Genomic DNA, 19077 nt, shown 5'->3' on the forward strand with positions numbered 1-19077 from the left:
GCGAGGTAAACGCGCATTTCGGAATTCAGGTCCGCACGCGGGGAGATATTGCGCGCCGATCCTCGCTGCCCGGCATCGGCCGGTCGCGTTCGGTCAAGCGCGGCGCGGCCAGTGCATGCGGATCCGCCAGACGATGCCGGTCTTGCGCACCGCACTCCCACAGCGCGCCTGCGCGAACAGCCGCGCGTAGCTGAGATCGTGGACTGGCTTGGACGGGGTGAGGCGCTCATGCTCGCGCGCGGAGTCGAGCGCGGTCTGGCAGGCCTGCTCGCTCGGGAAGCTCGCATCGAGCAAGGCGGCGGCGGAGTGTGGCGTCCATGCCTTTGCGTGCAAAGGCGTCGTGGCCGCCAGCGCCAAAGCCAGCGACGGCAGCGCGATCATTTGCTCAGCCGCACGGCCGACGCCGAGGCGATCTCGGTCTTCGGCTGTGCGCACGATCGCAGTGCGGCGAGTCCACCGACCGCGTCGAGCCGCGTGCGCGCTTCGCGGGCGAGCGCGGCCTTGTCGATCGGCCAGCCGATCTTGGCGTCCTTGGCGCTTCCCGGGAAGACGACATAGGCGATCCGCCCGTCGGGCAGCCCCTCGCCGTTGCGCGGGTTGGGCGCCTGGACGCCGAGCGCGTGCCAGAACGCGACCGACGCCTCGCCGAGCCGTTCGACCGGGCCTTCGTCGGCGATGACGAACGGCGTCGTCTGGCCGGTATCGAGGTTGGTCGCGAAGCCGATATCGCCCATCTCGCCCATGCCATCGGTGCGATAGATCGGCGCGGGGAGCACGATATACGGGATCGCCGCGGCATCGACATAGCTGGCGGTGCTCGCGGGCCCGGCGAACGCGGTGTTCCGAAGCGACGTCATCGAGACGAAAAAGCCCTTGTACGGCCCGTCCTGCTGGATCGCTGGCCGGGTCGGATCTTCAGGGTCGGCGACGAGCACGGTCTGCCACCACGACCCGTCGGGATAGCCCGCCGCGGCGAGGCAATCGATCCCGCGCCCCGTCGCGGGGCAAGTGTTGGGCACGTCGGCGGGGTGATAGGCGTTGGGCGCACCATCGGCGTCGACGAGTTTGTGGTCGGTCGCGAAATAATAGGCCGCGTGATCAGGGCTGAACGCGATCGGCACGCCCATGTAATCGAATCCGCCCGCGGGGCAGGACTGCGCAATCGCGCTCGTGCTCGAAAAGAGGCAGCAGCTCAAAGCGGTCGCCAGCAGGCGCCGGACGGTGGACACGGTTGAATTTCCCTCGGGGGCTGGATGCACCCGCGTCGAACGAGGCAGCAGGACCGAGGGTTCCGCTCCCGCCGTACGGCGTGCGCGCAGCGCGACGAGGGGAGCGGTTATGCCGCTGGCTGGTAGATGTAGCGGAAGTACCAGACCTCGCGTCCCTGACGGCGTGCCTTGCGTTCGTAGCGCGTCTCGGGCCAGTCGTCGGGGCGGGTGAGGAAATCAGCGGCTGTTTGCGCGCTCCACACGAAATCGCGGCGTTGCCCGAGCACCATCATCGCCCAGCGGCAATAGGTCGGATCGTCGGTGCCGAGCCGGAATTCGGCGCCGGGCTTGAGCTTGGCCGCGATCAGATCGAGCGGGCCGTGATTGACCATCCGCCGCTTGGCGTGGCGCGCTTTGCGCCACGGATCGGGGTGGAGCAGGTAGACGCGCGACAAAGACGCATCGGGCAGGCGCTCGAGCACGTCGAGCGCATCGCCCATGTGGAGGCGGACATTGTCGAGCTCTTCGTCGCGGACATGCGTCAGCGCGCCGACGACGCCGTTGAGGAACGGCTCGCAGCCGATGAACCCCGTCTCGCGCCGCGCCATCGCCTGGCCGGCGAGATGCTCGCCCGCGCCGAAGCCGATCTCGACCTCGAGCGGGCAATCCTTGCCGAACAGCGTGGTGGCATCGAGCGGACCTTCTTCGGGAACGCTGATTTCGGGGAGCAGGCGCTCGACCAAATCGGCCTGGCCCAGGCGGAGCTTGTGCCCCTGGCGGCGGCCATAGAGGCGGCGGGTCGTCATCGGATCGGTCATCCGCGCAGCCTCTAGCGAGCGCAGCGTTCGGAGCAAAGTCCCGTTACGGTCGTTACAGCGCATCAACGAAGTGGCGGACATGATGGCGGACACCAATCAAGAGCAAACCGAGGGCGGCGACGTCGAGGAACTGAAGGCCGCCAATGCGCGCGAGCTGCACCGAGCGGTGCGCGAGGAAGGGCAAGAGGAACTCGAACGCCCGATCACCTCGCTGTTCTGGTCGGGGCTGGCGGGGGGGCTGGCGATCAACGCCTCGCTAATCGCCGAGGCGGCGATCGCGGCGCACACCGCGCCATCCCCGGCGCGGCCGCTGCTGATCGCGATCGGCTATCCGATCGGCTTCCTGATGGTGATCCTCGGGCGGATGCAATTGTTTACCGAGAGCACGGTGACCGCGATGCTGCCGCTCGTGACCGAGCCGTCATGGGCTGCGCTCGGGCGGACCTTGCGGCTGTGGGGCGTGGTGCTGGGGGGCAATCTGCTCGGGACCGCGCTCGTTGCGTGGGCGTTTGCGACGCTCGAGCTCGGCGATCCCGCAATGCGCGCGGCGATGCTCGAAGTGTCGATGAAGATCACCGAGCACGGCGCGCTCGATACCTTCATCAATGCGGTGCCAGCGGGCTTCCTGATCGCGATCGTTGCCTGGACCTTGCCCAATGCGCGCGAACAGGCCTTCCTGGTGGTGTTCGGGATCGTCTATGTCGTCGCGATCGGCGGGTTCAGCCATTCGGTGGTCGGGTCGAGCGAGACCTTCCTGCTGCTCTTTTCGGGCAAGATCGGCGGGGGCCAGGCGCTGGCGTTCCTCGTGCCCGCGGTGCTCGGCAATTTGTTCGGCGGGGCCGGCCTGTTCGCGGTGCTGGCGCATGCGCAGGTGCAGGAAGAAGGCGCCTGATCCGGGCGGAGCCAATCCGCCGCCCGCGGCGTTGGGCGTGCGACACAAGAGGAATAGCGACATGAGCAAGATCGCCAAGGCCGTGCGGAAAATCGCCCGCGCCGACCGCAAGGTCACGCACCGCGCCGCGGCGCATCGCGACACGCCGGTGGTCAAGCTGGCCGGAGCGGCGAGCGAAGTTGCCGACCAGCCGCCGTTGCTGTTGCTCGGCGTCGGGACGATCGTCGTCGGTGCGGTGCTGCGCCGTCCGACGGTGATCCGCAATGGCGTGCGGATGCTGGCGAGCGAGGTGCTCGCCACCGCGATCAAGAACGGCATCAAGCGCTCGATCGACCGCACTCGTCCGCAAAAGGCAATCGAGACCGGCGAGCACCGCTTCGCGCCGGGCAAGAGCGCGGCGCACGGCGATACGTCGTTCCCCTCGGGCCATACCGCCGGTGCAGTCGCGGTGGCGGGTGCGATCGCGCATGACGTTCCCGCGGCGATCGCGCCCGCCTATGCGGTGGCGGCAGGGGTCGCGGCGGTGCAGATGCCGCGCGGGAAGCACTATATTTTCGATACCGTCGCCGGGGCGGCGGTCGGCTTTATCGCGCAGAAGGCGACGAGCATGATCATCCGCGCTGCCGAACCGGCCTTGGTTCGCCTTTTCAAGCGCACCCGCTGAGCGTCGTGTGACGCCCGCGCTATGAGCAGGTCAAGATGCTTAACCACGCCTTCAGCGCGTATCCTAAGTGCCGATAAACGCGGTTGAATTATCAGAACGCTCAATCTGCGACAAACGGGGGCGTTGTGATGAAGTTGACGTGTTGGACGATCCTTGCGCTCGCGGCGAGCATCCCGTCGGTCGCGGCGGCGCAATATAGCGTGCATTGGGCCGCGCCGGTGACGGCGACGGGCCCCTCGGCGTATTTCCCGATCGGTATGCCGTTGCAGCTCAAGACGCGTAACGAACTCAACACCAAGGACGTGCATTCGGGCGATCGCTTCTATCTCGAGGTGGCCGAAGCGCTGATCTATCGCGGCCAGGTCGTCGTGCCGGTCGGATCGATCGCGGTTGGCGAAGTGATGCGGTCCGAGCGAAGCGGAAATTTCGGCAAGCGTGGTGAACTCGAGGTCCGGCTCGATTATGTCGAGACGCCGTCGGGGCCTGTCCGCATCTCGGGGCGTTCTGCGCGGCAGGGCTTGGATCAAGGCGTGCTGGCGATTGGCGGCGCGCTGTTCGTATCGTGGCCGATGATGTTCATTCACGGCACCAGCGGGCGGCTCCCCGCCGATTCACCGATCACCGCCTATCTGGCCGATGATCTGCACTTCGGCGTGCAACCCGGGTCGGCGCAGACCGCACGAGCCGGAACAGAAGCGCCGCCGCAGGGGCCGCGCGCGCTGCCGGCGCGGTTCGATCCGTCGGTCTTCTCGGCCAACCGGCCGTAACGACCGTGCCGAGCGCGGGATGACCCCGCGCTCGGCGTTCGATCAGGCGGCGACGGCGCTCTTGAGCGCGTCGACCAGATCGGTCTTTTCCCAGGTGAAGCCATCGGCATCGGGCTCGCGCCCGAAATGGCCATAGGCTGCGGTGCGCTTGTAGATCGGCGCGTTGAGCTTGAGATGCTCGCGGATGCCCTTCGGCGTCAGGCGAACGAGCTTGGGCAGCACTTCCTCGATCTTGGCTTCGGGAACGGTGCCCGTGCCGTGCAGGTCGACATAGAGCGACAGCGGCTCGGCGATACCGATCGCGTACGACAGCTGGATCGTGCAGCGCCGTGCGAGGCCGGCAGCGACGACGTTTTTCGCCATGTAGCGCGCGACATAGGCGGCCGAGCGATCGACCTTGGTCGGATCCTTGCCCGAGAACGCGCCGCCGCCATGCGGGGCTGCGCCGCCGTAGGTGTCGACGATGATCTTGCGCCCGGTGACGCCTGCGTCGCCGTCAGGGCCGCCGATTTCGAACGCGCCCGTCGGGTTGATGTAGATCGCGGTCTTATCGCTGATGAAGCCGTCGGGAAGGACGTCATGCATCACGCCGCTGACATAGGCGCGCAGTTCTTCGTACAGCGCCGGATTGGCGTTGTCGCCCTGCAGGCAATAGCCCGCCTTGTGCTGCGTCGAGACGACGAGCGCGGTCGCGCGGACGGGCACTTCGTTCTCATATTCAAGCGTGACCTGGCTCTTGGCGTCGGGCTCGAGGAAGTGTGCCGCACCCGAATGGCGATCGGCAGCGAGGCGCTCGAGGATCTTGTGGCTGTAATAGAGCGTCGCGGGCATCAGGCCCGGGGTCTCGTCGGTGGCGTACCCAAACATGATGCCCTGGTCGCCGGCGCCTTCGTCCTTGTTGGCACCTTCATCGACGCCCATCGCGATTTCCGCCGACTGGCCGTGGAGATTGTTCTGGAAGGTGAACTTGTCCCAGTGGAAGCCCGACTGCTCGTAGCCGATTTCCTTGACGGTGTTGCGGACGGCGGCCTCGATTTCCTCGAGCGCGCCATCGGCCCACTGGCCGTTCTCGTAGACGCCCTTGCAGCGGATTTCACCCGCGAGGACGACGAGGTTGGTCGTGGTCAGCGTCTCGCACGCGATGCGCGCATAGGGGTCCTTGCCGAGGAACAGGTCGACGATCGTGTCGCTGATCTGGTCGGCGACCTTGTCGGGATGGCCTTCCGAGACCGACTCGGAGGTGAAGAGAAAATTGGAACGCATGCGTGGGATCCTCATGTTGAGGAGAGCTTCGGCCGTTGCCATGCCTGATATAAAGCTTTCCTTATATGACGCCCTATCGTGCCAGGCGGCGCAATGCAAATGCCGCGAGCGCCAGGATGATCCCGATCAACACCGCCATCGCATTGCCCATACGCGCGAAGAGGGTCGGGCGAGCCGCGGGGGGAATGGGGCGCTCGATCGCGCCGGCCGTGTCCGCCGGGATCGACGCGACGATGCGGCCCTGCGCGTCGATGATCGCCGAGATGCCGGTCGGTGTCGCGCGGATGACGGGCAGGCCTTCCTCGATCGCGCGCATCCGGGCCTGGGCCAGATGTTCGGCCTGGCCCCAATAGCCGTACCAGCTGTCGTTCGACGGCTGGAAGAGGAAGGCCGGGCGGTGCCCGCTCTGGACGACTTCTCCGGAGAAGATGATTTCGTAGCAGAGCTGGAACCCGACGCGGCCGAAGGCGGGGAGGTCGAGCCCGTCGGCGCCGTAGCCGGGCGCGAAATCGAACTCGCCGGGGACGAGCCGCGAGAGGCCGATCGCCGAGAGCAGCGGGCGCGCCGGGAGGTATTCGCCGAACGGGACGAGGTGCGCCTTGTCGTAGCGGCCGAGGATGCGCGCGTTCGCGTCGATCGCGAAGATCGAGTTGGTCGCGCTGCGCACCTTTCCGGCCGCGTCGAAGCGGAGCGCGTTGCCGCCGGTCAGCACGACGTCGCGGGGTCCGAGCGGGGCGGCGATGCGGCGGCGGACGAACGCAGGGTCGTCGGCGTAATATTGGAAGGGATAGCCGTCTTCGGGCAGATAGCGCAGCGCACCTTCGGGCCAGACGATCAGGCGCGGGGCGGGGCCTGGCTTTCCGCTCAGCCTGACGAGCGCCTGCAGGTTGGTCTCGGCATAATCGTCACGCGGACGTTGCTCGTCGGCGGCATTGGGCTGGACGACGCGGACCCGCGGGGCGTTCGGCGCGCTGGGGGCGATCGCCGGGGCGAGCGAGCCGAGCGTCAGGATCGCGAGCAGGGCGACGACCGCGGCGGGCAGGCGCCAGTCGCGGCGCAGTGCCAGCAGTAGCGCGCCCGCAACGAGGAGCGTGACGCCCGAGAGTGCATAGGTGCCGATCCACTGCGCGCCGCGCGCGACGCCGATCAGCGGGAGCCAGATCTCGGACAGCGGGTTCCACGGATAGCCGGTGAGCAGCGTCCCGCGCAGATATTCGGTGGCGATCCAGGCGGTGGCGAAGATCAGGACATAGCTCGCGTCGAGCACCGGGCGGCGCAGCTTCCACGCCACCGTCGCCGCCGCCATCGGGAAGATCGCGAGATAGAGCGACAGCAATGCGGGCGCGACCGACCCGAGCGCGTGCGGCATCGCATCCTGGAAGGTGAACGCCTTGGCGATCCAGTTATTGCCGATCGCGAAATGCGCGAAGCCGAACAGCCAGCCGCGCCACAGCGCTGCGCGACGGTTCGGCGCCTGATGGACGAGCCACATCCACGCGGCGAGGCAGCCGAGCGTGACGGGCCACCACCCGAGCGGCGCGAAGCCGACCGCGGCGATTCCGCCGAGCAGGAACGAGAAGAGCGCGGGGCGTTGGGTCATCGCGTGCGGCTATCGCGGGATCGGGCAGGCAACGCAACGTCGCGCTTCGATCCTCCCCGGAACGGGGAGGGGGTGTGCGAGCGTTGGCCTGCCCCCGGCAGGCCAAGAATGTGTCCGGGGGACATATTCGGGCTCGCACACCAGCCTTCTTCAGGCTGGTGGTGGAGGGGGCTCTCCACGAGCGGTACGCCCGCGGCACGCCCCCTCCACCATTTTGCCGGAAGAGGCAAAATGGTCCCCCTCCCCCTGCGGGGGAGGATTTGGTAGGGCGCGTTTATGACACGTCCCTTCCACCTCGCCTTTCCGGTCCACGATCTCGCCGCCGCGCGCGCCTTTTATGGCGAGACGCTCGGCTGCCGCGAGGGGCGAAGTTCCGACGCGTGGATCGATTTCGATCTTTATGGCCACCAGATCGTCGCGCATCTCGATCCCTCGGCGAAAGCCGTCGCGGTGTCGAACGCGGTCGACGGGCATGACGTGCCGGTGCCGCATTTCGGCGTCGTGCTGACGATGCCCGACTGGCAGGCCCTCGCCGACCGGCTGACTGCGGCCGGCACGCGCTTCGGGATCGCGCCGCATCTGCGCTTCGTCGGGCAGCCGGGCGAGCAGGCCACGATGTTCTTTTATGACCCCTCGGGCAACGCGCTCGAGTTCAAGGCGTTTGCCGATGACGCGATGATCTTCGCGACATGAAGGATATGTGATGAGCGACCCGATCACCCTCGAAATTCCGCATAAGCTCGGCCTGGCGGGCGCTCGCGCGCGCGTCGAGGGCGGGGTCGGCAAGATCGTCGAGATGGTGCCCGGCGCGACCTCGGTCGATCACCGCTGGGAGGGTGACACGATGCACTTCACGGTCGCCGCGCTCGGCCAGCGCGTTGCGAGCCGGTTGACGGTGGGGGACGCCAAGGTGCGCGCCGAGATCGACCTGCCGATCTTCCTGCGGCTCTTTGCCGACAAGATTAAGGCGAAGCTGGCGAAGGAAGCGCCGAAGATGCTGGAATAGGGGTCTTTTTCTGCTCCTACCTCTCCCGCACGCGGGAGAGGCTACGGAGACTTGGGTCGCGCTTCTTCGGCGCGAGCCTAGTCGTAGTCGGTGAGGGTCTTCTTGTTGGGCCGGGGAAGGCAGAAGAAGGCCCTCACCCAACCCTCTCCCGCGAAGGGCGGGAGAGGGCTAGGAACGAAAGTGCCTATTTCGCGGTTACGCGCCAGATCGTGTTGCCGACATCGTCCGCGACCAGCAGCGCGCCGGCTTGGTCGGTGATCACCCCGACCGGGCGCCCTTGCGCGTCGCCCTTGGCGTTGAGGAAGCCCGTCAGCACGTCGACCGGCTTGCTGCCCTTGACCGGGAATCCGTTGCCACCGAACGGCACGAACGCGACCTTGTAGCCCGACACCGGGACGCGGTTCCACGAGCCGTGCTCGCCGACGAACGCGCCGTTGCTGAACTTGCCGCCGAGCTTGGCATCGGCCGCGAAGGTCAGGCCGAGCGCTGCGACGTGTGGGCCCATCGCGTAATCGGGGCGCTTCGAATATTCCTGCAGCGCGGGGTTTTCGGGCTTCACGCGGGCGTCGGGATAGCCGCCCCAATAATACCAGGGCCAGCCGAAATTGTCGCCGAGCCCGACGCGCGTGATGTAATCGGGGACGATGTCCGAGCCGAGCATGTCGCGCTCGTTGACCGCGACCCACAAAGCGCCCGACTTGGGCTCGAACGCCATGCCCTGCGGGTTGCGGAGCCCCGCGCCAAACACGCGGAAGGTCTTCGCCTTGGGATCGACCTGAAGGATGTTGGCGCGGAATTTCTCGGCGTCGAGACCGTTGTCGGCGATGTTGCTCGACGAACCGACGCCGACATAGAGCAGCCCATCGGGCCCGGCGAGCAGCGTGCGCGCCCAGTGATTGCCGCCGCCGACGAGCGGGATGACCTTTTCGGGCTTGGCGGTGATCTTGGTTTGGCCGGGGGTGAAGGGCACGCGGACCAGCGCGTCGGTATCGGCGATGTAGAGCTGGCCGTCGAGCAGTGCCATGCCGGTGGGCGAGTTGAGCCCCGAGATCAGCACGGTGCGCGTTTCGGCCACGCCGTCGCCATTGGTGTCGCGGAGCAGCGTGATGCGGTTGGGCGAGGCGACGCCGGCGCCGCCCTTCTTCATCAGATAGCCCATCACGACGTCGGCCACCCCCTTGGTAGCGCGCGGCGGCGAATTGGTCTCGGCAACGAGCACGTCACCATTGGGCAAGCGGTAGAGCCAGCGCGGATGATCGAGCCCGGTGGCGAAGGCGGCGACCTTGAGGCCGGGCGCGGCGACCGGCATCGCGCCGTTCTGCCAGCCGACGCGATCGGCGACCTTGACGGTCGGGATGGTCTGCTCGCGCGGGGGCGAGATCGTCGGGCGGTCACCTTCGACTGCGCTCAGCGGAAGCTGCGCGGGTTCGGGCTGGAGCACCCACCAGAGGACGCCGCCGGCAACCAGGACGACGATCGCGAGAATGATGAGGATATGTTTGCGCATGGATGCGAAATAGGGGGCGAAGACGGGCAGGGGAAGCGCGTTCTCGCGAAAGATAGCCCCCCCCCTTTCGGGGAGGGGCTCCGTTCGTATCAGGCGACCGCAGGCTCGCCGCGGACGTGGCCCGAGGCCAGGTCGAAGCGGTCGGCGTTCATCACCTTGACCCACGCCTTGACGAAGTCGTGCACGAACTTGTCACCAGCGTCGCCCGAGGCATAGACCTCGGCCAGTGCGCGGAGCTGCGAGTTGGCGCCGAACACCAGGTCGGTGCGCGAGGCGGTCCACTTTTCCTCGCCGGTCTCGCGCAGCGTGCCAAGATATTCCTCGTCGCTGTCGTCGCTCAGCTGCTTCCACGCCGTCTGCATGTCGAGCAGATTGACGAAGAAGTCGTTGGTCAGCTGGCCCTTGCGGTCGGTGAAGACGCCGTGCTTCTCAGCCTTGGGGTGGTTGGCGCCGATGACGCGCAGGCCACCGACGAGCACCGCCATCTCAGGCGAGCTGAGACCCAGCAACTGCGCGCGGTCGACCAGCAATTCCTCGGTCGGAACACTGAACTTGACCGAGAGATAATTGCGGAAGCCATCGGCCTTGGGCTCGAGCACGTCGAAGCTCGCGGCATCGGTCTGCTCGGCCGAGGCGTCAGTGCGACCCGGCGTGAAGGGCACTTCGATCGCATGGCCAGCCGCCTTGGCAGCCGCCTCGACACCGACCGAACCACCAAGCACGATCAGATCGGCGATCGACACCTTCTTCTCGCTCTTGCCGTCGAAATCGGCCTTGATGCCGTCATAGACAGCCAGCACGTTGGCGAGCTGCTCAGGCTGGTTGACCTCCCAGTCCTTCTGCGGCGCCAGGCGGATGCGCCCGCCGTTGGCGCCGCCGCGATGGTCCGAATGGCGATAGGTCGAGGCCGAGGCCCAGGCCGTCGTCACCAGCTCGGCAACCGAAAGCCCCGAATTGGCGATCGCCTTCTTGAGGCCGGGCACGTCGCTTTCGTCGATCTGCGCATAGTTGGCGGCGGGGATCGGGTCCTGCCAGATCAGGTCTTCGGCGGGAACGTCGGGGCCGAGATAGCGGACCTTCGGCCCCATGTCGCGATGCGTCAGCTTGAACCAGGCGCGCGCGAAAGCGTCCGCGAACGCCGCCGGGTCCTTCTGGAAGCGCTTGCTGATCTCGAGGTACGCCGGGTCCTTCTTGAGCGCCATGTCGGCGGTCGTCATCATCGTCGGGACCTTGACGCCGGGCGTGTGCGCCTTTGGGGCGAGCGTTTCCTCGGGGTTGCCGACCGGCTGCCACTGGTGCGCGCCCGCCGGGCTCTTCACCAGCTCATATTCGTGGTCGAGCAGCATGTCCCAATAGGTCTGGTCCCAGGTGATCGGCGTCGGCGTCCAGGCGCCTTCGATCCCAGACGTGATCGTGTCGTCGCCCATGCCGGTGCCGTGCGTCGACACCCAGCCCATGCCCTGCGTCGCGATGTCGGCGCCTTCCGGCTCGACGCCGACGAGCGAGGCATCGCCCGCGCCATGCGCCTTGCCGAAGGTGTGACCGCCGGCCGTGAGCGCGACGGTTTCCTCGTCGTTCATCCCCATGCGCGCGAAGGTCTCGCGCATGTCGCGCGCCGAGCCCAGCGGGTTCGGGCAGCCGCCGGGGCCTTCCGGGTTGACGTAGATGAGGCCCATCTGGATCGCGGCGAGCGGGTTTTCGAACGCCTTGCCCGATTCCTCGTTGATGCGGGTCTCACCGAGCCACTCTTCTTCGGTGCCCCAGTAGATGTCCTTGAGCGGTTCGAACACGTCCTCGCGTCCGCCACCGAAGCCGAACACCGGGCCGCCCATCGATTCGATCCCGACATTGCCGGCCATGATGAACAGATCGGCCCAGCTCAGCTGCTTGCCGTACTTCGCCTTGATCGGCCACAACAGGCGGCGCGCCTTGTCGAGGTTGCCGTTGTCCGGCCAGCTGTTGAGCGGTGCAAAGCGCTGCGAGCCCGACGACGAGCCGCCGCGACCGTCACCGGTGCGATAGGTGCCGGCGCTGTGCCACGCCATGCGGATGAAGAACGGGCCGTAATGCCCGTAATCGGCCGGCCACCACGGCTGGCTGTCGGTCATCAGCGCGGTCAGGTCGCGCTTCACTGCGGCGTAGTCGAGCGTGTTGAAGGCTTCGGCATAATCGAAGTCGTCGCCCATCGGGTTGCCCGACAGGCCGTTCTGCTGAAGGATTTCGAGGCTGAGCTGGTTGGGCCACCAATCGCGATTGGTGCGGCCGAGCAACGAGCGGAGCGCGGCGGGCTCCTTGCTCGGGTCGCTCAGCGGGCTGCCTGAGGTAATGGCGTCCATGATTCTCTCCATGTCGAGGCTTGGTAATCTCGACACGGAGAGTGGCATGGACGCGAAGATCGAGGAAATGCATTAAACCGCAGAGAGTGATCGACCGGGTGATTTCTGCGGTCGGCCGTCAGCCATCGCGACCCTCGGGTTCGGCCTTGGGCGGATGCAGGCGCAAGCCCAGCACGCGGCGTGTGTCGGCGGCGGTCACTTCGAGCGTCCAGCCGCTGTCATGCACGATGCATTCGCCGACTTGCGGCACATGCCCCGCAAGCACCGCGGCAAGGCCGCCGATCGTGTCGATGTCGCCATCGACCTCGGCGAGCCGCGGGTCGATCGTCTCGCCGACATCTTCCAATTCGGCACGCGCATCGGCTTCCCAGGCCCCGCCGTCGAGCGGGACGAGCAGCGCCTCGGGGGCGTCGTCGTGCTCGTCCTCGATATCGCCGACAATTTCCTCGATCAGATCCTCGATCGTGACGAGGCCTTCGGTGCCGAAATATTCGTCGAGCACGATCGCGAGATGGACGCGTTTTGTACGCATGTCGGCGAGCAGATCGAGCGCGCCGCGCGACATCGGCACGTAGAGCGGCTCGCGGATCAGCTCGGCGATGCTCGGCGGATGCGGCGCGCCAGTCGCAAGGATCGCGAACACGTCCTTGATATGGACCATGCCGATGATCGTATCGAGCTTCTCGCGATAGACCGGCAGGCGACTGTGGCCGGCCTCGGCGAACAAGGCGACGAGGTTGGCGAAGCTGGTGCGCTCCTCGACCGCGACGATATCGGCGCGCGGCACGCCGACGTCGCCGGCATCGCGCTCGCCGAAATGGAGCAGGTTGCGCACCATCGTGCGTTCGAGCGGGGAGAGATCGCCCTTGGCGTCGGGCGCGGGGTCATCCTCATGCGCGTCGATCGCTTCCTCGAGCGTCGCGCGGAGCGATTCGTCGCCGGTGTGACCCGAGATCCAGCTGCGGAAGCTCCGCCAGATGCTGGTTTCCGCGTGCTGGGCACCGCCTAAATGGCTGGCGGTGCCGGTCGTACTTTGGCCGTCGGGCATGGCGGTCGTTCAGTCCTCTTCGATCAAATAGGGATCGGCAAGCCCGAGGCTCTTCAGCGCGTCGATCTCGATCGCCTCCATCGCCTCGGCCTCCATGCCGACCATGTGATCATAGCCTAGCAAATGCAGCGTGCCATGCACGATTAAATGCGTTGCGTGATCTTCGAGGCTGACGCCTTTTTCCATCGCCTCGCGCGCGCAGGTCTCGTGCGCGAGCACGATGTCGCCGAGCAACACCTCGCCATCGTCGCTGTTCTCGCCGACCGTTTCGAGCAGGTCGGCCTGGACCATCGGGAAGGAGAGCACGTTAGTCGGCTTGTCCTTCTGGCGATATTGCGCGTTCAGAACCTGCACCTCGGCGTCGGTGGCGAGGCGGATCGAGATTTCGACGGTGGCGGCGCCGGTCGCGAGTTCGCCATACGGTGTGCGCGAGATTGCAGCGGTCGCGGCGCGGGTGGCGAGCGCTTCCCAGTCGTGCTCGGGCCAGACGTCTTCTTGGGAGAGGGCGATTTCAAGCATCAGGCAAGGTCCGTCTTTGCAAAGTCGTTGCCCTTGTAGAGCAGGCTTGCGTTGTGAGTCTTGGCGCAGGCGTAGGCGAAACAGTCGCCCATCTTGAGCTTGGCGGGGTGCCCACTGTTGCGGCCATACGTCTGGTAAGCGTCGAGTGCAGCGATCAGTTCCGTCGATCCGACATCGACCAAACGCAAGCCCAGCAACTCGGCCGACTCCTCCACCAACGCGCGCGCTTCCGGCACCGACAAATTGCCGCGCTTGCGTACCGCGCTTACGGTTTCCCAGCACGACATCGCAGACCAGAGCGAATCGGCTTCCGCGAGCACGGTTTGACGGAAGCGGTCGCGCTCCGGTTCGTTGGTGATCATGGCGACGAGCGCGGAGGCATCGACGAAGAGGGTCAATCCGGGGCCTCGCCCCACATCTCGTCGAAGAACGCCTTGTCGGCGTCTGCGCCCGCCGTTGGCGGAAAGGTGTGGCTGGCCCACAACGCATGCAGTTTCTCGCGCGCCGACATTTGCGGCGCGGCGCGGTCGAGCTCGGCCTCTCGCGCCGCGGCGAGTTCGCGAACAAGCGCCGTCTTGGTGAGGCCCGACCGCTCGGCGACGCGAGTCACCAGGGCAGCGGTTTCCTCATCCTTGATGTAGAGCGATGCCATCTTCCGTCTCCGGGGATATCCAGACCTTATAGGTCAGGATATCCCCGCTTTCAATCAACTCGCGCCTTCATACGCCTCGACGATGCGTCCGACGATCGGGTGCCGCACGACGTCGGCCGAGCCGAAGCGGCAGATCGACAGGCCTTCGACGCCTTCGAGCCGCCCGACCGCATCGTTCAACCCGGACGCATTCATGCCCCCGGGCAGATCGGTCTGCTTGGGATCGCCGCATACAACCATGCGGCTGTTCTCGCCGAAGCGGGTGAGGAACATCTTCATCTGCGCGGGCGTGGTGTTCTGCGCCTCGTCGAGGATGATGAAGGCGTCCGCCAGCGTGCGTCCGCGCATGAAGGCGATCGGCGCGATCTCGATCTCGCCCGAGGCGATGCGGCGCTCGACCTGCTCGGCGGGGAGGCAGTCGTTGAGCGCGTCGTAGAGCGGGCGAAGGTAGGGATCGACCTTCTCCTTCATGTCGCCGGGGAGGAAGCCGAGCTTCTCGCCCGCCTCGACCGCAGGGCGCGACAGGATGAGCCGCTGGATGCTGCCGGTGATGAGCTGCGCTACCGCTTGCGCCACTGCGATATAGGTCTTGCCGGTGCCCGCTGGCCCGAGTGCGAAGATGATGTCGTTGTTGAGCAGTTGCCGCATGTAATGCGCCTGCGCGATCGTGCGCGGGACGATCGTCTTCTTGCGCGTACGGATCATGATCTGCGGGACGGCACCACCGCCAGCATCGGCCTGGATGATCCCGGCAAGCGTCGGCTCGCTCGACATCGCGATCACCGCGTCGATCAGCCCGGTGTCGACGACTTCGCCACGCACGATGCGGTTGTAGAGCCCGTGGAGCACGTCGCGCGCCTGGGCGACCGCCTCTGCACTGCCCTCGAGCCCGACCTTGTTGCCGCGCGCGGTGATGTAGACGCCAAGCTTGTTCTCGAGCGCGAGCAGGTTCTGGTCGAATTCGCCGAACAGCTGCGCCATCAATTGGGGACGATCGAACACGAGTTCGGTGCGGCTACGATCACCGGATTGCGCGGGGACGGGCTTGCGGCTCATGCGGTTCCTTAACGTCGGAGGGTGAGCAAAAGGTAGGGATCGCGGCGCGGATAGATAGGTGGCGATCGGAATATTCCGACGCGGCGCCCGAGGGCGCTGGGCGCGCGTGCGAGGATCAGCGGCGCAGGCCGATCCGTTCGAGCACGATCCGTCCGCCCGAGAGCAGGATCATGCCGACGCCAGCCGCGATATAGACCCACAAGGCCGCCGGATTGCGCTTCCATTGCGGCGGCACGAGTTCGGTCGGGGCGGGTTTGGGCATAAGCTGCGTTTTGCGCTTTTTGGGGAGGCGTGTCGAGAGGGCGCTTCTTTTTGAGCGCTCTCCCATTCTTCCTGGGAGAGGGTTGGGCGAGGGGCTTCTTCTTCTTCTTCTTTGTTGGCGGGGGAGAAGAAGGAAGAAGACCCTCACCCAACCCTCTCCCGCGAAGGCGGGAGAGGGCTTCAGGAAGAAGACGGCGGGAGGAGGCCGAGCATCGAGTTCGCGCCGGCTTCGGCGAGCGTCACTTCGACGAGATCGCCGATCGCGGCATCGCTCACCAGATGGACCGATTGCAGCCACGGGCTCTTGCCGATCAGCTGCCCGGGCAGCTTGCCGGCGCGTTCCATCAACACCTGGCAGGTCCGCCCGACGGTCGCCGCGTTGAACGCCGCCTGGTCGCGGTTGAGCGCGGCCTGGAGGCGCTGGAGGCGGTCGTCCATCACGTCCTCCGGCACCTGATCGCCCATCGTGGCGGCGGGCGTGCCGGGGCGCGGGCTGTATTTGAAGCTGTACGCCTGCGCATAGCCGACCGCGTCGACCAGGCTCAGCGTTTCGCGGAAATCGGCCTCGGTCTCGCCGGGGAAGCCGACGATGAAATCGCCCGACAACGCGATGTCCGGCCGCGCCGCGCGGACGCGCTCGAGGATGCGCAGGTACGAGTCGCGGCTATGGCTGCGGTTCATCGCCTTGAGGATGCGGTCGCTGCCCGCCTGCACCGGCAGATGCAGGAACGGCATCAGCTTCTCGACGCTGGCATGCGCGTCGATCAGCCCCTGCGTCATGTCGTTGGGGTGGCTCGTCGTGTAGCGGATCCGGGCGAGGCCGGGGATCGCATCGAGCGCGGCGATCAGGTCGTGCAAGCCGCGCGCGCCATCGGTCCAGGCGTTGACGTTCTGGCCGAGCAGGGTGAGTTCGCGCGCGCCGGCGTCGACCAGCGCCTTGGCCTCGTCGACGATTTGCCCCCAACCGCGCGAGACTTCGCCGCCACGCGTATAGGGCACGACGCAATAGGTGCAGAACTTGTCGCAGCCTTCCTGCACCGTGAGGAACGCGCTCGGCGGCACGCGGCGGCGCGCGGGGAGGTGGCCGAACTTGAGGTCGACCGGCATGTCGGTATCGAGCGCCGCCTCGCCGCGTGCGGCCTTCGCGACGAGGTCGGGCAGGTTGTGATAGGCTTGCGGGCCGACGACGACGTCGACCTTGGCGCGCCGCACGATCTCGGCGCCCTCGGCCTGTGCGACGCAACCGGCGACTGCGATCATCGGGCTGCGGCCCTGCTTGCCGGCATCCTTGCGCAGCCGGCCGATGTCCGAATAGACCTTCTCGGTCGCGCGCTCGCGGATGTGGCAGGTGTTGAGCACGACGAGGTCGGCGTCCTTCGCATCTACCTGCGTGAGGCCTTGCGCGGCCATCAGCTCGCCCATCCGGTCCCCGTCATAGACGTTCATCTGGCAGCCGAACGATTTGACGGCGTACGTCTTGGGGGCGGTCTTGGGGGCGGTGGTGGCGTCTGACATGATCGGCGGCGCTATAGGCACAAAAGCGCCGGTGCAGAACCCCTGCTAGGCGGTCGGCGCGGGGCGTTCGAGACCGGCGGCGAGGACGCCGGGCAGCGTGTCGCCTTTGCCCGCCCAGGCGTCGTGTCCGATGAACGGCGGGACGGGGCCGCACATCACCACCGACAGCGCCGCTTCGATGCGCCGCTTGCTCTCGGCCGCGATCAGCTTTCGGCCCGGGAAGTCGCGCGGATAGAAGGGTTCGAGGAAGTGCACCGCGACACGGAACCGCTCCTTCCGCGCGAGCAGCCGCATCGCATTGGCCTTGCCGGTCTCGTCCCCGATCCAGGCGATATCCGCACCGACCGGGCCGTAGTCGAGCAGCACAGGCTGCACCATGACGCCCGGTGGCGGTGGTTCAAGCACCTTGAGCATCGGTGTCTTGAACGGCAGCAACGAGCGGCCGTCGGTGGTCGTGCCTTCGGGGAACACCGTGACCGACCAATTCTCGGCAAGCGTCTCGCGCAAGGCGTTGATCTGCTCGGCGACTCCCAGGCGATCCTCGCGGGCGACGAACACGGTACGGTTGAGCGTGGCGAGCCAGCCGACCACCGGGGCTTCGCGAATCTCGGCCTTGGCGACGAACGCGGTGCCGCTTGCCCCCGCGATCGCGAGGATGTCGATCCAGCTGACATGGTTCGCAACGTAGAAGACGTCGCGCTTGAGCGGCACGCCGACGACGCGCACGCGCGCGCCGCAGATCCGTGCCGCGGTGCCGAGGAACAGTCGCGGCCAGGGCGAGGAAAGCCGCACCGTCCGCCACAGATAGTGCAGCGGAATCGCGAGCAGCAGCGTCACCGCGAGCAAGCTCACGCGCGTCCACAGCCTGACCCAGCCGAGCCAAGAGATCGGGGGCGGGCGGCCAGCGGCCGCGTCGGCCCGCGCCGAGGCGCGCGCCGCAGCCGCTTCAGCTCTTGCGGTCAAGGACGACGCCGTACAATTCCATGCGGTGATCGACCAGGCGGAAGCCGAGCCGTTCGGCGATCGCCTTCTGGAGCTGCTCGAGCTCGGGATCGACGAATTCGATGACCTTGCCGGTCTCGACGTCGATCAGATGATCGTGATGCGCCTCGGGCGCGGGCTCGTAGCGCGAGCGGCCGTCGCCGAAATCGTGGCGGTCGAGGATGCCGGCCTCTTCGAAGAGGCGAACGGTGCGGTACACGGTGGCGATCGAGATGCCCGGATCGATCGCCGAGGCGCGCTCATAGACCTTCTCGACATCGGGATGGTCTTCGGCATCGGAGAGGACGCGCGCGATCACGCGACGCTGGTCGGTGATACGCAGGCCTTTTTCGGCGCACAGGGCTTCAAGATCGATATGACGCGGCATGCGGCCGATGTAGGCGCTTCGCGGTTGTTGCGAAAGGGGATAGTGAGTCGCAACAAGCCCGATCTACCAACCGTCGAGCCCCTCCCTGTCGCGGGAGGGGCAGTGGCAGGTACTTAGCGTGCAGCGACCTTGCGGCGCTTGGTGCCGAGGCCAATCTTCTTGGCGAGCGTGCGACGCTGCTCGGCATAGTTGGGCGCGACCATCGGGTAATCGGCGGGGAGATTCCACTTCGCGCGATATTGCTCGGGGGTCATCTGATAATGCGTCATCAGATGGCGCTTGAGCATCTTCAGCTTCTTGCCGTCTTCGAGGCACACGATGAAGTCGGGCTTGATCGAAGAGCGCACCGAAACAGCGGGCTCTTGCTTGATGGTTTCAACGGGCGCCGGGCCACCAAGGCTGGTCAAAGCACCATGAACGTTTGCGATGAGCACCGGAAGATCCGAAACCGCAACGCTATTGTTGCTGACATGCGCAGCAACAATGTCCGCGGTCAACGTAATCAGGGTCTCCTGCAGTTCGTCCATCACGTCCATAATAATCCTTTCACGATCAACTCGGCAGGCGTCTCAGCCCGCCTGACGGGGCCTATCGCC

General features: G+C 66.6%; 22 protein-coding genes. 5 read left to right on the forward strand and 17 right to left on the reverse strand.

The window, feature by feature from the left end; genetic code table 11:
• Positions 1-93: 93 nt before the first annotated feature.
• The 3 genes from ABIB28_RS09985 to trmB all read right to left on the reverse strand — a co-directional run bounded on the left by ABIB28_RS09985 (position 94) and on the right by trmB (position 2026).
• Positions 94-381 (reverse strand): hypothetical protein, encoded by a 288-nt coding sequence (locus ABIB28_RS09985; protein WP_354288016.1) that lies wholly within the window; start codon positions 379-381, stop codon positions 94-96.
• The gene (locus ABIB28_RS09990; RefSeq protein WP_354288017.1) at positions 378-1127 is read right to left on the reverse strand and encodes a hypothetical protein; all 750 of its coding nucleotides are present in this window, start codon (positions 1125-1127) and stop codon (positions 378-380) included. The genes ABIB28_RS09985 and ABIB28_RS09990 overlap by 4 nt, the downstream gene beginning before the upstream one ends.
• A 209-nt stretch (positions 1128-1336) precedes the next feature.
• Entirely contained in the window at positions 1337-2026 is a 690-nt protein-coding gene (gene trmB / locus ABIB28_RS09995) for a tRNA (guanine(46)-N(7))-methyltransferase TrmB (protein WP_189675729.1), read from the reverse strand.
• Positions 2027-2108: 82 nt separating this feature from the next.
• On the opposite strand from trmB, the gene ABIB28_RS10000 reads away from it, so the two are divergent.
• From ABIB28_RS10000 to ABIB28_RS10010, 3 genes are all read left to right on the forward strand, one after another.
• Complete coding sequence (locus tag ABIB28_RS10000) at positions 2109-2918, forward strand: formate/nitrite transporter family protein (RefSeq protein WP_189675728.1); 810 nt, start codon at positions 2109-2111, stop codon at positions 2916-2918.
• A 61-nt stretch (positions 2919-2979) separates the two neighbouring features.
• Positions 2980-3582, forward strand: coding sequence for a phosphatase PAP2 family protein (locus ABIB28_RS10005; protein ID WP_354288018.1), 603 nt, complete (start codon positions 2980-2982; stop codon positions 3580-3582).
• 128 nt (positions 3583-3710) lie between these two features.
• Positions 3711-4349, forward strand: a complete 639-nt coding sequence (locus tag ABIB28_RS10010; protein WP_354288019.1) for a hypothetical protein — start codon at positions 3711-3713, stop codon at positions 4347-4349.
• Between the two features lie 42 nt (positions 4350-4391).
• Here the strand turns inward: ABIB28_RS10010 and metK are convergent, their stop codons facing one another.
• Both metK and lnt read right to left on the reverse strand, forming a co-directional pair.
• Entirely contained in the window at positions 4392-5612 is a 1221-nt protein-coding gene (gene metK, locus ABIB28_RS10015; RefSeq protein ID WP_354288020.1) for a methionine adenosyltransferase, read from the reverse strand.
• A gap of 73 nt (positions 5613-5685) precedes the next feature.
• Entirely contained in the window at positions 5686-7212 is a 1527-nt protein-coding gene (gene lnt, locus ABIB28_RS10020; protein WP_354288021.1) for an apolipoprotein N-acyltransferase, read from the reverse strand.
• Positions 7213-7488: 276 nt separating this feature from the next.
• Here lnt and ABIB28_RS10025 point away from each other — a divergent pair, with 276 nt between their 5' ends.
• Together ABIB28_RS10025 and ABIB28_RS10030 are read left to right on the forward strand one after the other, a co-directional pair.
• A complete protein-coding gene (locus tag ABIB28_RS10025) occupies positions 7489-7905 on the forward strand; it encodes a VOC family protein (RefSeq protein WP_133186707.1) in 417 nt (138 codons plus the stop codon).
• Between the two features lie 10 nt (positions 7906-7915).
• Positions 7916-8218: a polyhydroxyalkanoic acid system family protein gene (locus tag ABIB28_RS10030; protein ID WP_189675722.1), complete on the forward strand. Its 303-nt coding sequence runs from the start codon at positions 7916-7918 to the stop codon at positions 8216-8218.
• Between the two features lie 184 nt (positions 8219-8402).
• Here the strand turns inward: ABIB28_RS10030 and ABIB28_RS10035 are convergent, their stop codons facing one another.
• From ABIB28_RS10035 to ABIB28_RS10090, 12 genes are all read right to left on the reverse strand, one after another.
• Positions 8403-9725, reverse strand: coding sequence for a PQQ-dependent sugar dehydrogenase (locus ABIB28_RS10035; RefSeq protein WP_354288022.1), 1323 nt, complete (start codon positions 9723-9725; stop codon positions 8403-8405).
• Between the two features lie 89 nt (positions 9726-9814).
• On the reverse strand, positions 9815-12061 hold the full coding sequence (gene katG / locus ABIB28_RS10040) for a catalase/peroxidase HPI (protein WP_354288023.1): 2247 nt from the start codon (positions 12059-12061) through the stop codon (positions 9815-9817).
• Between the two features lie 118 nt (positions 12062-12179).
• On the reverse strand, positions 12180-13109 hold the full coding sequence (locus tag ABIB28_RS10045; protein WP_133186715.1) for a hemolysin family protein: 930 nt from the start codon (positions 13107-13109) through the stop codon (positions 12180-12182).
• A gap of 9 nt (positions 13110-13118) precedes the next feature.
• The gene (ybeY, locus tag ABIB28_RS10050) at positions 13119-13628 is read right to left on the reverse strand and encodes an rRNA maturation RNase YbeY (protein WP_354288024.1); all 510 of its coding nucleotides are present in this window, start codon (positions 13626-13628) and stop codon (positions 13119-13121) included.
• Positions 13628-14026, reverse strand: a complete 399-nt coding sequence (locus ABIB28_RS10055) for a type II toxin-antitoxin system VapC family toxin (RefSeq protein WP_354288025.1) — start codon at positions 14024-14026, stop codon at positions 13628-13630. Before ABIB28_RS10055 ends, ybeY begins: the two co-directional genes overlap by 1 nt.
• Positions 14023-14280 (reverse strand): type II toxin-antitoxin system VapB family antitoxin, encoded by a 258-nt coding sequence (locus tag ABIB28_RS10060; protein ID WP_354288026.1) that lies wholly within the window; start codon positions 14278-14280, stop codon positions 14023-14025. Before ABIB28_RS10060 ends, ABIB28_RS10055 begins: the two co-directional genes overlap by 4 nt.
• Positions 14281-14334: 54 nt before the next feature.
• Positions 14335-15336 carry a PhoH family protein gene (locus tag ABIB28_RS10065; protein WP_189675716.1) on the reverse strand — a complete coding sequence of 334 codons (1002 nt, stop codon included), beginning with the start codon at positions 15334-15336 and terminating at the stop codon, positions 14335-14337.
• Between the two features lie 115 nt (positions 15337-15451).
• On the reverse strand, positions 15452-15598 hold the full coding sequence (locus ABIB28_RS10070; RefSeq protein ID WP_157134567.1) for a hypothetical protein: 147 nt from the start codon (positions 15596-15598) through the stop codon (positions 15452-15454).
• A gap of 179 nt (positions 15599-15777) precedes the next feature.
• Entirely contained in the window at positions 15778-17112 is a 1335-nt protein-coding gene (gene miaB / locus ABIB28_RS10075; RefSeq protein WP_354288027.1) for a tRNA (N6-isopentenyl adenosine(37)-C2)-methylthiotransferase MiaB, read from the reverse strand.
• 45 nt (positions 17113-17157) lie between these two features.
• On the reverse strand, positions 17158-18075 hold the full coding sequence (locus ABIB28_RS10080; RefSeq protein WP_133186727.1) for a lysophospholipid acyltransferase family protein: 918 nt from the start codon (positions 18073-18075) through the stop codon (positions 17158-17160).
• Positions 18059-18481, reverse strand: a complete 423-nt coding sequence (locus ABIB28_RS10085; RefSeq protein WP_133186729.1) for a Fur family transcriptional regulator — start codon at positions 18479-18481, stop codon at positions 18059-18061. The genes ABIB28_RS10080 and ABIB28_RS10085 overlap by 17 nt, the downstream gene beginning before the upstream one ends.
• 113 nt (positions 18482-18594) lie before the next feature.
• Complete coding sequence (locus ABIB28_RS10090; RefSeq protein ID WP_133186731.1) at positions 18595-19017, reverse strand: Ros/MucR family transcriptional regulator; 423 nt, start codon at positions 19015-19017, stop codon at positions 18595-18597.
• Between the last annotated feature and the right edge of the window lie 60 nt (positions 19018-19077).

The sequence above is a fragment of the Sphingomonas sp. UYEF23 genome, from assembly GCF_040546165.1.
GTDB classification, from domain to species: domain Bacteria; phylum Pseudomonadota; class Alphaproteobacteria; order Sphingomonadales; family Sphingomonadaceae; genus Sphingomonas; species Sphingomonas glacialis.